Origin of the sequence: Sphingobacterium sp. MYb382, from assembly GCF_037572665.1 — a bacterium.
GTDB lineage: Bacteria > Bacteroidota > Bacteroidia > Sphingobacteriales > Sphingobacteriaceae > Sphingobacterium.
Genome location: NZ_JBBGZT010000012.1, coordinates 129,471 through 145,318 on the forward strand (window position 1 = coordinate 129,471; position 15,848 = coordinate 145,318).

The 15,848-nt window shown below is 40.7% G+C and carries 8 protein-coding genes; 1 reads left to right on the forward strand and 7 read right to left on the reverse strand.

Annotated elements, in window-relative coordinates; all coding sequences use genetic code 11:
• Positions 1 to 939, forward strand: coding sequence for a 30S ribosomal protein S6--L-glutamate ligase (rimK, locus tag WH223_RS05740; protein WP_340046579.1), 939 nt, complete (start codon positions 1 to 3; stop codon positions 937 to 939).
• A gap of 71 nt (positions 940 to 1,010) precedes the next feature.
• Here rimK and WH223_RS05745 read toward each other — a convergent pair whose 3' ends face one another.
• From WH223_RS05745 to thrS, 7 genes are all read right to left on the reverse strand, one after another.
• A complete protein-coding gene (locus WH223_RS05745; RefSeq protein WP_340046580.1) occupies positions 1,011 to 2,969 on the reverse strand; it encodes an OmpA family protein in 1,959 nt (652 codons plus the stop codon).
• 24 nt (positions 2,970 to 2,993) lie between these two features.
• Complete coding sequence (locus tag WH223_RS05750; RefSeq protein WP_340046581.1) at positions 2,994 to 4,004, reverse strand: PorP/SprF family type IX secretion system membrane protein; 1,011 nt, start codon at positions 4,002 to 4,004, stop codon at positions 2,994 to 2,996.
• A 35-nt stretch (positions 4,005 to 4,039) separates the two neighbouring features.
• A complete protein-coding gene (locus WH223_RS05755) occupies positions 4,040 to 11,812 on the reverse strand; it encodes a T9SS type B sorting domain-containing protein (protein ID WP_340046582.1) in 7,773 nt (2,590 codons plus the stop codon).
• Positions 11,813 to 12,316: 504 nt separating this feature from the next.
• Positions 12,317 to 12,661 carry a 50S ribosomal protein L20 gene (gene rplT / locus WH223_RS05760; RefSeq protein ID WP_340046583.1) on the reverse strand — a complete coding sequence of 115 codons (345 nt, stop codon included), beginning with the start codon at positions 12,659 to 12,661 and terminating at the stop codon, positions 12,317 to 12,319.
• A 96-nt stretch (positions 12,662 to 12,757) separates the two neighbouring features.
• Complete coding sequence (gene rpmI, locus WH223_RS05765; protein ID WP_148907389.1) at positions 12,758 to 12,958, reverse strand: 50S ribosomal protein L35; 201 nt, start codon at positions 12,956 to 12,958, stop codon at positions 12,758 to 12,760.
• Between the two features lie 37 nt (positions 12,959 to 12,995).
• Entirely contained in the window at positions 12,996 to 13,520 is a 525-nt protein-coding gene (gene infC / locus WH223_RS05770) for a translation initiation factor IF-3 (protein WP_340046584.1), read from the reverse strand.
• Between the two features lie 47 nt (positions 13,521 to 13,567).
• Positions 13,568 to 15,493 (reverse strand): threonine--tRNA ligase, encoded by a 1,926-nt coding sequence (gene thrS, locus WH223_RS05775; protein WP_340046585.1) that lies wholly within the window; start codon positions 15,491 to 15,493, stop codon positions 13,568 to 13,570.
• Between the last annotated feature and the right edge of the window lie 355 nt (positions 15,494 to 15,848).

Sequence of the window (15,848 nt, forward strand, 5' to 3'; positions counted from 1 at the left end):
GTGAATATTGCTGTATTATCAACGAATAGGAACCTCTATTCTACACGACGCCTCGTAGAGGCTGCCGTTTCGAGGGGACATGATTGTCAAGTGATTGACCATAGCAAGTGCTATGTAGGCATTCAGCAAGGCAAGCCAACGATTCACTTTAAAGGACAAGATTTAGCACATATCGATGCTATTATTCCGCGTATTGGTTCTTCATTAACCTTTTACGGATCGGCTATTGTCCGCCAATTTGAAGTGATGAACGTCGTATCGGCCAACCCTAGCCAAGCGATTACACGCTCACGTGATAAGCTGCGCTGCATGCAAATCCTTTCAGGTGCTGGCTTAGGCCTTCCAATAACGGGTTTTGCGCGTTCGGTATCGGATGTAGACGACTTAATCAACATGGTGGGTGGCGCGCCTTTAGTTATTAAGCTATTGGAAGGAACGCAAGGTATCGGTGTCGTACTCGCAGAAACTAAGAAAGCAGCTTCTTCTGTTATTGAGGCTTTCTATGGCTTAGGCAATAACATCTTGATTCAAGAATATATTAAAGAAGCTAAAGGAACTGACATCCGTGCTTTCGTTGTTGATGGCAAAGTAATTGGTGCGATGAAACGTACAGCAAAAGAAGGTGAATTCCGCTCTAACTTACACCGTGGAGGAACAGCAGAAATTTTCAAGCTGACTCGTGAAGAGAAAGCAACAGCCATTTCAGCGGCCAAAGCAATGGGATTAACCGTTGCGGGCGTAGATATGCTGCCTTCGGCACGTGGGCCGTTGATCTTAGAGGTGAACTCCTCTCCTGGTCTACAAGGCATTGAGACTGCTACAGGAAAAGATATTGCTATTGAGGTTATCAAATACCTAGAAAGACAGCATGAAGTACAACAGGCGGCCAAACAAACGTTGAGCAGCACCCGTAAGGTCAAAAAAGAAAGTAAGCTTTAAGCCTACTTTTAAAACATAAAAAAAGAGCACTGTTCAAAAAAACAGTGCTCTTTTTTATTGTCTTTATGCCTTTAGAAAGCCAACACTTCAACTTCTGTACGACGATTTGCCTGATGCTCATCATCAGAACATTTAACGCCATTTGCACAGTGGTTAATTAAGCGTGTCTCCCCATAGCCACGAGCAACCAACCGGTCGCGATCTATACCTTGACTAATGATATAATCTACAGCTGCCTGCGCTCTACGCTGTGATAATGCCATATTGTAATTGTCATTACCACGGCTATCCGTATGACTAGAAAGTTCTATTTTCAACGTTGGGTTATCACGCATCGTGCGCACCAACTGATCAAGCACCAAGGCAGCATCCGGACGGATATTATGCTTATCAAAGTCATAGTAAATATTCTCTAATACAAACTTATCCCCTACCGTAAAGACAGGTTCTAAGGCTAGCGTAACCTTTACTACAGTATCTTTATTCGCTTTTATAGGGCCTACACGTAGCGAATCGGCATGAAAACCTTCCTTCTCAGCGAATAGCTTATAATTTTCATTCTCCTCTATCGGGAAGGTAAACAAGGCACTACCATCGCTCTGTACTTTTCCTAGCAACTGACGATTTGCAGCAAAAAGGGAAACTGTAGCTCCTGGAATAATCTCTTTTGTCTTCTTATTAATCGTTAATCCCTCTAGACGAATGGTAATTTTAGGTCGTACATAACCAAAAGCGTAAATATCATCATTACCTTTACCTCCGGAACGATTGGACGATAAATAGCCATGTGCTTCATGTTCATCTTTGTGGCTCACCACAAAGGCAAAGTCGTCGCCAGCAGAGTTAATCGGGAAGCGTAAATTCACGCGTCCATTGAAACTACCTTTAGCCCCTTTAGCACGGAAGATATCCAAACCACCCATCCCCGCAAAACCATTGCTGGAAAAATAAAAATCATCACCATAAACGGTAGGGAACATTTCATCACCTGCAGAGTTAATAACAGCGCCTGCATTCTGAGGTTTACCCCATGAGCCGTCGGACTGCAATTCGGAATACCATATATCTACTCCACCAAGGCCGCCGGGCATATCAGAAGCAAAGTATAATGTTTGTTCATCAGCACTTAAAGCCGCATGCCCTAAAGAATAATCTTTAACATTGTTGTACGGGAAATTAACTTCCGTCCATCCGTTATTATTCTTTTTATAAATTTTAAGCTCTAAGTTCTTTCTCTTCACTGTTTTGCCGTAAGCACGATAACGTTCTGCATCAGCCCCAGGGTAAGTACGTGTTACAAATAGCACATCACCCTCCTTATTACTGATTACAGGACCAACATGGTATGCCGCTTCATTAAATAAGCCTACCACTTGCTTTCCTTGATCTAGATTGGCATTAGCAGCACCTTTATCCGTAGAGAAAATTTTAAGATAGGACTCTCCCGTCATACCGCTACGCTTTTTATGATCCAATGTAGGTTCTGCAGTATACAACAAGCCTAAGTTTTGACTAGGAAAAGCGCCAAACTCAGCTTTATCTGTATTTAAGTGTTCTTCATTACGAATTACATGTCCTGTTGGTTTCTCAAGCCATACAAGAGCTGAATCGGCCCCTGCAATGGCTAACGTTACCTCTGGCAAGGCACCAAATTCACTTTCATATTTTTGAAATTGAACTTTAGCTTCCCTGTATTTACCATTTTGTTTTAGCGCTTCAGCATAGTTCAGCAGGGACTCTTTTTTATAATCCGTACGTTGCACCACACGTGCATACCAATTTTCGGCAGCCCCATAATTCTTAAGGTACAAGTAGCTATCGGCAAGTCTTTCCAAATTTAAGGTCGAAGGGTTTTTCTTCGACGCTATCGGAAGGAGAACCTTAATGGCATTGGCATACTCATTACGTCGGATATAATTTTCTGCTTTGGAGGCAGCACTAGGTTGTTCCTGCGCTATTGTTTCTCCAGACCATAAACTTGCCGTAAGCAAGCATAGGGCTAAGCATATTTTTATTTTTTTATTTATCATGTTCATATACTTTCTGGATTTATATTAGAAGAAGCGTGGACTCAACAACTGCTTAACCTGGCCGAATGTCACACCCAACGTAAGCTCGTGGCTACCATTTTGCAATCCACTCATTTTATTAAGCATGATATCATAAGAATAACCTATACGCAATTTATCCGTTGCATAAAGCTGAACAATACCGGTTATTGCATTTGTCGCTGACAGCTTCAACGGCGATTGATCAAAATATTCTCTATTAAATATCCGTGCACGTGTGCGATAGCCTGCGCCTATCCAAAATTTATTATTGAAGATAAACATCGCATTAATATCCAAGGAAGTAGGTCCTTTGAAGTCATCCTTCACCAAGAAACTAGGTCTGAAATATAAACCCTGATCAAATTCAAACATCGCTCCACCGATAACATAAAGACTTATCTTTTTGTACAAGCTTTCCAATGAATTTTCATTAAAACGGAATTCATCATTCTTACTAGCATCGGAGAATAAATCCTGTACCGAGGCCCCTAAATACCAACGTGGATTGTAGTAATAAACCCCCAAGCGGATATCAGGTCTCCAGGTGCTAATTTTTCCTGGAGGGATAACAACATCACCTGTTTCTACGGCTTGCAGCTTATTTCCATCCAATCCATACTGCGTAAAACCACCGGCGATACCTAAAGATAAACGTTGTGTATCTTCATCATTCAGCTGCAAGCGCAATGCATAATTCGCATACACTGCCGTCGCCGATTGTGCCCCTAATTGGTCGGCCGTGACTTGTAGGCCTACACCATGACGCTTACCGATAGGGTCCACAACACCATCAATAGATATAGAACCTGTCTTTGGTGCTCCATCCCAACCTGTCCACTGGCTCCGTAAAGCCATCTGTCCAAACCACTCTTCTTTGTATCCGGTATAAGCCGGGTTCACACTTACAGAGTTAAATATATATTGTGTAAACTGAATACTTTGTTGTGCATAACTCTTCCCCAAGAACAGCGCCGTAGCACAGCATAACAAAACTTTTAAACCTTGACTTTTCATATGTATATCTCGTCTTTTAAAGATCATATCCTAAATTATTTTGTTTTGATGATTACCCATCCTTTTACTACCCTTTGTGTACCCGACTTATGCAGGGTAATGATGTAGTAATAGGTACCTTCATTCAATCCGCGTCCTGCCCATTTATTATCATAACTTTCATTACGATAGACCTCGTTACCCCAACGATTTAGAATAGTCAGTGCTACCCGATCAAAGCCTTCAATACCGACAATCTCGAACGTATCATTGGTACCATCACCATTAGGTGTGAAGATATTAGGTATGAATAAGTCGTTCGCTACAATTGTTATCGTTACTGTTGCCTCATTACTCCAGTAGCCCAATTCATCTTTCACGCGGTATACAAAAGTATCTTCACCTACGAAGCCATGGTTTGGTGTATACACCACTTTACCGTTGGCATCAATCGTAATACGTCCATTCTTCGGTTGACTAATAATTTCTACTGAACTAGGTACCAATGGACTATTTGACAATCCAGGTCTATCATTATTCAGAATCAAGATATCAACAGGTGTATTGGCATTCGTTGTCTCCTTATCATCGACAGCTATTGGCGGCGATGGCAATGGCACTGGTGTTACTGAAGACTCGTTATTTGTTAAATCAGGATCTTTCTCATTTCCGGTCACGGTTGCTTGATTCTTGTAGATACCTACTGGTGCTACCTTGACAACAATCGTTAATGTTGCAGATGTTCCCACAACCAGATCACCAACGGTCCAAATTCCAGATGCAGCAACATAACTTCCTTTGGTTGCTGTAGCGTTCACATAGGTATAGCCATTTGGCAATACATCCGTTACTTTCACTCCTGTAGCATCACTAGGCCCATTATTCGTCACCTTAATCGTAAACGTTGTTTCTGTTCCAACTACTGGCTTCGCATTGCTCACCGTTTTTACTACAACTAAATCAGTATTACGATCCGTTAGAATTGTTTCCTCATCATGGTTATTTGTTAAATCAGGATCGGTGACACCATCTGGCACACTTACATCTACCGTATTAACAATACTACTTCCTACGGTCGTTGATGCTAACAATTTAGCTTTTACGATGAGACGTACGAAAGCGCCATTTTCAAGATTCTTAGCCAGCGTCAATTTCTGTGTCTGCGCATTGAAAGTTCCATCAGGTGATGTAAAGGTTACTTGCGTTAATGCGGTAGGAAGCGACTCTTTAACACCAATCGCCTCACCAGCAAGCAAATGACTTAATCCATTATTTGTTACTGTAATGGTATAGGTAACAAATTCACCAGCCACAACCGTAGCTTTATCGGCTACCTTAGTAACAGCAAGATCTACGATTCTATCAACTGTTGTTATTTCCTCGTCATGATTGTTATCTGGGTCAGGATCCGTAACACCATCTGGAACTGTAACATCTACTTTATTAATCAGACTAGCACCTGAAGCTGCAGAACCAAGAACTTTTGCATTCACTATTAGCTGTATTGAAGTACCGCTTAAGAAGTCCTTAGCAAGAGTGAATTCTTGTTTATTAAAGTCATAATCACCATCTGGCGAGCTGAAAGTCACTTGGGTCAACGCCTCAGGTAGAGATTCTTTAATACCGATTACCTCACCTGCATTTAAATGACTTGGCCCTTGGTTATTAACAGTAATAACATAGCTGATAAGATCTCCTGCAATAGAGATGGCTTTATCAGCCGTTTTCGTTACAGCAAGATCTACGGTACGTATCACTTTTGTTGTTTCTTCCGAATGATTATTATCTGGATTAGGGTCTAGAACTCCATCGGGAACTGAAACATCAACTTTGTTAATCAAAATAGCATTCACATTTGCCGAAGGTAAAACTTTAGCTTTTACAATTAATGCTATAGAAGAGCCACTTAATAAATCTTTAGAAAGTGTAAAACTTTGATTATTAAAATCATAAACACCATCCAAAGAGCTAAAGCTTACCTCAGTCAACGAGTTAGGAAGAGACTCCTTAATCCCAATAACCTCGCCCAGATATAAATTACTTAAACCTAAGTTACTAACGGTAATAGTATACGTAATAAAGTCTCCTTCGTTAACTTGCGTTTTATCTGCTTTTTTAATAACGGTAAGATCGACTACACGATTGATTTTCGTTACTTCTTCGGCATGATTATTATTCAGCTCTGGATCTGTAACTTCATCAGGAACAGAAACATCCACTTGATTAACTAAATTAGAAACCAACGAACTAGATGCTGTAAGTTTAGCCTTAACAATCAACGTTAGCATATCTCCATTATTAAAATCATTTGCTAAAGTCAATTCTTGCTTCTGCTCATCATAGCTGCCACTGGTCGTCGTATAGGTAACTTCTGTTAATCCAATCGGAAGAGATTCTTTAATACCAATAACCTCACCCGCATATAGACGACTTGGTCCTTGGTTACTCACCGTAATGGTATAGGTAATAAAATCTCCCTCATTAACTTCTGTTTTGTCGGCTACCTTAGTAACTGCAAGATCTACAACACGCGTTACGGCTGTTGTTTCTTCATCATCATTATTTGTGTCATCTGGATCAATTACATCTACCGGCGGCTCTACATGCACCTTATTGGTGATGGTTGTGCCTTCATAAGTTGGTGCTATCGTAGCAGCAACAACCAGACTTACGGAGTTTGTCGGTAATACATCCGCCGAAGGCGTAAACATTCCGCTAGCTACATCATAGCTACCGTTACTTGCTGTGAATACAGGATTTAACAAACCTGTAGGCAAAGTCTCTTGCAGTAGGAATGGCTCATCTTTAAATAAGGTACCTGGCCCATTATTCGTTACCGTAATGGTATAGGTGATTGTTTCTCCAACTTGATACGTTGTTTTATCTGCTTTTTTATCGACTACTAAATCGGCGATACGTGCAAATTTCAACTGAACGGAGTCCGTAGCCTCACATGTACCGTTGGTAACTGTCCATTTTAAATCTACTGTTGCTCCCACTGGTACCGTAACCGTTGTATTATATAAAGTAGGGTTGGCAATAAGCACCGGTGTCAAGTTTGTACTTACAACAGTCCACAATCCTGTTTGGTTACCTGTAGGCTGGCTTCCATTTAAGGTAAATGTGCCACTGTTATAGCTTACTTGATCCGTACCTGCAGTTACGACAGGTTCTGCATCGAGATTAATCGTTACCGGAATGCGATCGCTAGCGCAAAGTGCACCTTCTACGAAATGATTCGATACATAATATGTTTTACCAGCTTCCAATACCGTTGTAGCAGGCAATTCGTTAAGATCTGCTTGCGAAGCAAACCATGAAGGGTAGCTTGCATCTGTAAGCACGATATCTGCTAAAGTAGCGCCAGCAGTCTCACAGAATACCTGTGTCGATTGTGCTGCAGGTGGCGTAGGCTGTTGCAATACAAAGTCTGTAAAATGCTCTGCCGTCAGCAAGTTCATTTTACAATCGTTTGGTAGTGGACAGTCAGACTCCGGCGTAAACTCGGCCAGTACCTGCTCATGAATACGTCCGAAAACATAACCACATGCTAAAGTCGCGGCGTCATTAGCTCTATAAATAAGGCGAATATGCTCAACATCTATTTCCTGCCCCGCCTCTATTGTTTGGTTAATTTGGAAAGCATAGCCTTTACCAGGTATTTTACCTAGGTAAGTAGCCTTGTTTGGTGCAATAAGCTCCTGCTGGGTATCATCAATTTCCCATCCCGCAGGTAGGTCTATGGCGAAACTATATACAGGTACATTTCCTAGTGGGTTATTAGCACGTGCTGCCTGCCCAGTAATTGGTACGGCAAAAGCTCCTGTACCTGTGTTGGCAACACGCAGGTTGTATTCCGCATAAAGATGTGTACCATCTGTAGCTGCTTTAACATCTACGCTAGAGCTAAACGTAATGACAGGCTCTTCGTCTGGCGCGCCTTTCATAATAATACGATTGGACTGTGCCGAAGAAATACGGTCTTCCGTAATTGGACTACCACAGAAGTTCTTTCCTCCAGGGGTAACATTGATCGCATGGCCACTTTCAAAATCACATTCTTTAACGACTAGCTGGAAGCTAATGTAGAAGCGATTTCCTTGATCCAATTTTGGCAACACCGAAGTAGGAATACTAAGGCGTAGCCCGTTAGCACCATTCGTTACATTACCTTGGTCATCAACAGCCGTGAATGCAGGATTAGTCTGTCCACTTGGATAAGCTCCTGAAACACGTAATGAACCAGGCACATATTCTAAGCCTGCGAGCTCATGAATTGGAATATCTAAGAATAATTCTTTTGCTTGTCCTCCAGCGTTGTTGATTTCAACAACATATTCAAAAGGAGCACATAATTTAGGATTTGAGGCACCTGCCGGTTGCTTCGTAATAACCGTTTGCAAGTTTGCCTGCTCTGGCACGTAGCTCAGTTTCAGTAAATCAGACTTACATTCAACCGTTGCTACATCTGTTGGATATCCGGCACAATCATTTCCGTAAACAACTTCAATATCGCCAGGACCACAGTGGCTGAAGTTCGCAGTCAGCATGTAAAAGACTGTTGCATTAGCAGCTACAGCCCCTACTTGAAATAAATCATCTGTAAGCAATATCGGTGCTCCAATATGTGTCGTATCGGTTAAAGAGGTTATACGCTGTAAGCGAACGCCTTGCGTACTCGCTACTCCGCCTACTTTTGCTAGCCATAAATTTTGGAACGTATGGAACGTCGACGTGTTTCTTACGGTCAATCTCCAATTCGCCTCTGCTGTAATGGTATTAACGCTCGCTTGAGCGGCCGTTACGACTAATTTTTCATTATCGGTGTTATAAACCAAACTTATCGGTCCTGTAGCAACATCTGTTGCGTTATAATAATCGGCACCACTATAACGGAAAGTACCATCGACTACACCATTTACAATGATGGTTTCTGTATTTTTAGCATCACAATTTACACTTACAGTCGGACGTATATGAACGATAAAGCCTTCATCAAGATAACCACCTGTTGTTCCTCCTTTAAGACTTTCTATAATAGGTTTTAAATCAGCTTCATAATTACCACCAGAGAAAGGCGTAATTGGTACATTTTGAGTCAACGTACCTGTAGCAGCATTATTGACAATCTCTACCCTATAACCGGTTAATGTTAACCCTTGAGGTACGGTGAATGTAACTTTTTTCAGTGTTGCCAACTGTCTAAACTCATTGAAAAACAAGGCATTTCTATTACTACGTCCTCCAATACTTAAATTAGTCGTGAAAGCCGGCCCTGCTGTACCAGTAGAACAACCAGGCACATTATAAGAAGCTGCCGTGCGCGAGGTCGTGAGTGTTGTGGATCCATAATAGCCACTCGCCCGATAACCAGCTGCACAACTATAATCTATTCCGTTATAGGTTAATGATGATGTCGCTGGAAATATTTTCAACTCGCTCGTTGCGTTATGTGTTTTTACCTTAACCTGTAAAGCCGACTCAATAATATCACCATTTAAGAAGTTAAAGTTAGCGGGTAAATTATGCGTAACTGCTGGATCAATTAACCAATTGGCAATATTAAAACTTACTTGATATAAATTACCATTCTTTGTGACAGGGATATTGCTCACTGTATAGGTATTTGATCCACGGGTTATTTTTACCGTTCCACCATTTGGCACCTGCTCTACTTGTGGTAGTGCTTGAAAATTAACGACAAACTTACCATTATTCCATATACCGGAAGGGTTTACTTTAAATCCATCATCTCCACCAGCTACGGTACTCTTTTGATATATTTCGATAATATCTCCACCTACGAAAGAACGCTCTTCAATAGCCGAAAGATTACCGTTTGGATCCAACGGTATGTTATTATCTGGTTTAGCATCATTATTCGCGTCAGCGAAGCCTAGTGTAATTCTCTTTAATTTAGCAACCCCATTCGCAAGGCCTCCTCCTGGACAAGTACCATCACAATGTGCTGTAATGTCAACACGTGAAGGACAGTTGAAGGATACAGTAGCACAGGTTCCTCCTTTATTTAAACCTGTCGATATTTCATAATAGAACTCTGGAGCTGGACAGGTAAGCGTTAACGGAAATTGTAAACGCATAGATCCATCGGTCGAGCTAAATGCTTGACCTGAAGGCCAAGCCGGCGTACCATAGTAAACACGCAAAGAATACTCATTATTTCCTAAAGGAATCATTTGAAAACCATTCGCCCCGTTTGGTATAAAATCCTGTCCTTTAAACAATTTAACAGCACTAGGATCAAAATTTTGAATATTAGGGGATAGTTTTATTTTCATCTCAAAGAAAGCTCCTGGCGCTAAGCCTTCAATTGGAATACCTAAATTATCAATTTTAAAGTCAGCCTCATAAGGGGTTCCTTCAACGATATCTACCTCGCCAATATTCCCTCCGGCAAAGCTATAGTCTAACTTTGATCGTAGGTTGGTTTTCGCTATAGTGTATGCTGGTGGGTTTCCCTGCTCGTCACAGGTCATACTATTAACATAAGCCGCCGAATAATAGGTATCGCCGCGCGTATATAAATTTGGTAAGGTGCTACAGTTAACACTGTTCAATACAGGCGTAGCATAATATTGGTCAAACATTAAGGTAACACTTCCTCCAGCCGGAATAAGTGGAATCTTCACTAGCTGAGAAGCATATTGACCTGTGGTACCATATAAATCACCTGCTGCAGTACCAATCAACGTACTTCCAGGACCTGGCACAAGTGTTGAACCATTTAATTTAACCGAGTTACCGACAATATAAGATGAACCAGCGCCATCAGCTGTACCAACGGTAAAATTAACATCTATGGCATCAACGGTTCCTGTGTTTTCGATGGTTATGCTATAGCTATAAAAAGTATTAAAACAGGTTATCTCAGGTAGTACCCCAGTGACAACTCGCAAATTAGGTCGTTTGGTTAAGCTCATTTTTATGGTAGCCGTTACCGGCGTTCCTGATCCATCCACACATTCAGTAGTACAACCATAATAGGCACGATAGGTAGATGTCAGGTTATCACAACTTAAAATTTTCACCCTTTCTACAAACGAAACCGATGAACCGATAGCGCCTGATTGCAAAGTGCCGTTGTAACGGTAAACCTGCTGTGCAGGATCATAAGTCCATCCATTAGTTTCTCCTCCAGAAATACGCTGTAAACCATTGCCATGCGTAGCAGGTACTGTAAATCCCGTGATTGTACCATTACCATTGTTCTTAACCGTTATGGTGCGCACAATTTCATCCCCCAGTATACCTTCGGCTAAATCGGGGGTAACAGAAACCTGTAATACCGCAGATAGAATAGTGATGGCATTACTTGTACCGTTCTGCACACCATTACAACCATTCAGTGTATAAGCTATGGCTAATCCTGATGGTGATGAAAGAGATTCACATTTTGCACGTGCTTGAAACGTAATTTTTACAGACTCCGTACGTGGGCCTGCTGGAACATTAACAGCGATGCTTGCTCCTGTAAGGCTAACGTTAGCCTCCGCAACAGTAAGCCCATCTACCTTGGCGCTTCCCGCCACATATTCTAGACCTGCGGGAACATGAATCACCAATTGTCCATTCGGACAGGCAGCTTGTCCCTTATCTATACGAACGGTAAACTCTTGAGCATCACTACAAGCGGACAAACGTGGGACATCATCATTGACATTCAACGTCTGAGCTTGCAATTGACTAGGGTTAAATACCATAAAGGTGAGCCAAGAGAGCAATAAGAAGTAAAAAAAAGATTGGATTCGTCCTTTTTTACGTTCCAAAGCCAATATACTACAGTCGGCCATTAAAAATGTTCGTTTCATTTCTTCCATATAAGATTAACTTTAAGGATGATTTCATAACCAAAAACGAGTCTTTCCTGATAACAGTAATAACCATTAAACCCAACACAGGTTAATAAGACAGATACATTGGTTCCTTAAATTCATTAAATAATGCTAGTTAGTAAGATGAAGGCTTCTTTTTATTAATTTATTGTAAAACAATTAATCTTTAAGAATTATTCTTTACCTATAAACAACAAACCATCGAAACATGAATTTGTTTTAATTAATATTATTTTTAATTGCAAAACAATAACATTACATAACTATTAACAAAATCAAATAGATATAGTCTATTATAGTACAACGGAGAGCAACAAGAAATTAAGGTAAGTTAGAAAGCGACTAGGCCTATTGAAATGGACAAAACAAGGACTAGAGACAAAAGAGGACAAAAGGGAGGACAACAGTCCTTTCAAACAAAAAAGGGAATCCAAAATGGACTCCCTTCAATATCTAACAAATTGATTGCGGTTTAAAACTTTATTTTACGGCGTCAATTACTGCTTTGAAAGCATCAGGATTGTTTAAAGCTAAGTCAGCTAAAACCTTACGGTTTAAGCCAATGTTTTTAGCTGTTAATTTACCAATCAACTGAGAATAAGAAATTCCGTGTTGACGAGCACCTGCATTGATACGTTGAATCCATAAAGCTCTGAATTCGCGTTTTTTAGTTTTACGGTCGCGGTAAGCGTACTGTAAACCTTTTTCTACTGTATTTTTAGCAATAGTATAAACTTTGCTTCTTGATCCGAAATAGCCTTTGGCTAATTTCAAGATTCTTTTTCTTCTTCTTCTCGAAGCTACTGCGTTAACCGAACGTGGCATAGTAATTAAATTTAGTTTGGTATGAGGCGTTACGTATTTCAGTAAACTTACGACCTAATACCCGGTTACAAATTATTGTTATTAAATTAAGTGGACTTATTTTCCGATAGCAAGCATACGCTTAACGTTACCCATATCGGCATCGTGTACGTAACTTGTAGTCGTCAAATTGCGTTTCTGCTTAGTCGTTTTCTTTGTCAAGATGTGGCTTTTGTAAGCGTTTTTTCTTGCAATTTTACCTGTTCCAGTCAATTTAAAGCGTTTTTTCGCGCTGGAATTGGTTTTTACTTTTGGCATAATAAATTATATTTTATATCAATCTGTTAGATTCTTTTTATTTCTTCGCGAGTTTGGGAGCAATCGTAATAAACATACGTTTACCTTCCAATTTCGGGAACAACTCTACTTTTCCGAAGTCTTCTAATGCCTGTGCAAAGCGTAGCAACAAGATTTCTCCTTGTTCTTTAAAAACAATCGCACGACCTTTAAAGTGTACGTATGCACGTACTTTCTCACCACTCTCTAAAAATTTCATCGCATGTTTCAGCTTGAAATCAAAATCGTGGTCACTTGTATTCGGTCCGAAACGAATCTCTTTAATGACTGTTTGCTTCGCATTCGCCTTGATTTCCTTCTGTTTCTTCTTTTGCTCGTATACAAACTTACTGTAGTCGATAATCTTACAAACAGGAGGAACAGCATTTGGCGAAATCTCCACTAAATCAAGCTCCAACTCATTGGCCAGCTCCAATGCTTTACGCGTTGGAAAAACGCCTTGCTCTACATTATCCCCCACTAAACGTACCTCAGGTACCCTTATTAGTTCATTAATGCGGTGATCTGGTTCTTTCTTTCTCATTGGTGGTCTTGGACCACTCGATCTTTTTAATGCCAAATGTTTAAAAATTAAACGGTTATTTCTTTAATTAATACTTCTCTAAACTCATCTGCGGTCATAGATCCTAAATCTACAGACCCGTGTTTACGAACAGAAACTGTGCCACTTTCGATCTCTTTTTCCCCTATAATCAACATATAAGGTAACTTTTTAACCTCAGCGTCACGAATTTTACGACCTACCTTCTCATCACGAAGATCAATCAGTCCGCGAATATCGGAATTATTTAACGATTCCAAAAGATTTTTCGCATATTCTTCGTATTTCTCTGATACTGGAAGGATGATAAACTGCTCTGGTGCAAGCCATAACGGGAATTGACCCGCACAGTGCTCAATCAATACAGCTACGAAACGCTCTAATGAACCAAATGGAGCACGGTGAATCATCACCGGACGGTGCTTCATATTATCGCTACCCGTGTATTCTAGCTCAAAACGCTCCGGCAAGTTGTAATCCACCTGAATCGTTCCTAGCTGCCATTTACGTCCTAGGGCATCCTTCACCATGAAGTCTAACTTAGGTCCATAAAATGCGGCTTCGCCGTATTCCACCACTGTATTCAGTCCTTTTTCTGCTGCTGCTTCAATGATAGCAGACTCTGCTAAAGCCCAGTTTTCATCAGTACCGATATATTTAGTACGGTTTTCTGGATCACGTAGGGAAACCTGAGCCGTATAATCTTCAAAGCCTAAAGCTCCAAAAACATACAATACCAAGTCGATAACTTTCTTAAACTCATCCTTCACTTGATCAGGACGACAGAATAAGTGGGCATCATCTTGCGTAAACCCACGAACACGTGTTAATCCATGCAACTCGCCCGATTGCTCGTAACGGTATACTGTTCCGAACTCTGCAAAACGCACAGGCAAATCTTTATAAGAACGAGGTTTCGTCTTGTAAATCTCACAGTGGTGTGGACAGTTCATCGGTTTTAGGAAAAACTCTTCTCCTTCAACTGGTGTGTGTATCGGCTGAAATGCATCAGCACCATATTTCTCGTAGTGACCAGAAGTCACATACAATTGTTTATGTCCAATGTGTGGCGTGATAACAGGCTCGTAACCTGCTTTCAATTGTGCCTTTTGTAAGAAATCTGTTAATTTCTGACGTAGCGCAGCCCCTTTTGGCAACCATAATGGTAAACCGGCACCCACTTTTTCAGAAAAAGCAAATAACTCCAACTCTTTACCTAGCTTACGGTGGTCTCTCTTCTTAGCTTCTTCAATAAACTTAATGTATTCAGTCAGTTCAGAAGCTTTCGGGAAAGTTACTCCATAAATACGTGTCAACTGTTTGCGTGACTCATCCCCTCTCCAGTAAGCACCAGCTACGTTTGTAAGCTTGATTGCTTTTATAAATCCTGTATTAGGAATGTGTGGACCACGACAAAGATCGGTAAAGTTACCTTGGGTATAGAAAGTAATTTTTCCATCCTCTAGGTCTTTCAATAAATCCAACTTGTACTCATCGCCTTTTTCTTCGAAATAAGCGATAGCATCAGCTTTAGATACAGCTTTACGCTCAAACAATTCTTTTTGCTTAGCCAAAGCTAACATCTTGTCTTCGATTTGTTTGAAGTCGTCAGAAGAGATTTCGTGATCGCCAAAATCGACGTCATAGTAGAAACCTGTTTCGATAGACGGACCTATACCAAACTTAGCACCTGGGTACAAAGCTTCAAGCGCTTCGGCCAACAAGTGAGCTGAAGAATGCCAAAAGGTAGATTTACCTTTATCGTCATTCCATGTCAATAGTTTTACGGTTGCATCATTCTCGATAGCACGAGAAGCATCCCAAACCTCACCATTTACTTCAGCGGCTAATACATTTCTAGCTAATCCTTCTGAAATCGATAGAGCAACCTGCATAGCAGTTGTTCCTTTTTCAAACTGACGTACGGAGCCGTCAGGCAATGTAATGTTAATCATCAACGAATATGATTTTATTTGTTAAATAAGTAATGTAAAGCGACGCACAAATCGCCAGCATACTAGGCTGTAAAATATTTGTGAAGCTTTTAGTTGAAAACCCTGTTTAGGATAGTCACTAAGCAAAGATACCCAATATCTTTAACAAACGCTAGTTTCCTTTAAAATAAAAGAATACAGCCCTATTTAAGCGGTTCTACATCGGCGCAGGAAAGCAGAAAACTGGACAACGTAAATACCCCAAAGGCTATCACATGCGCAAAACACAAAAGGACGTTCTTTTCTTAGTACTCGTAGACAGCCCCTTACAAAAACAACACATTAATTCTTGTATGTTAATTTTTTAAACTACCTT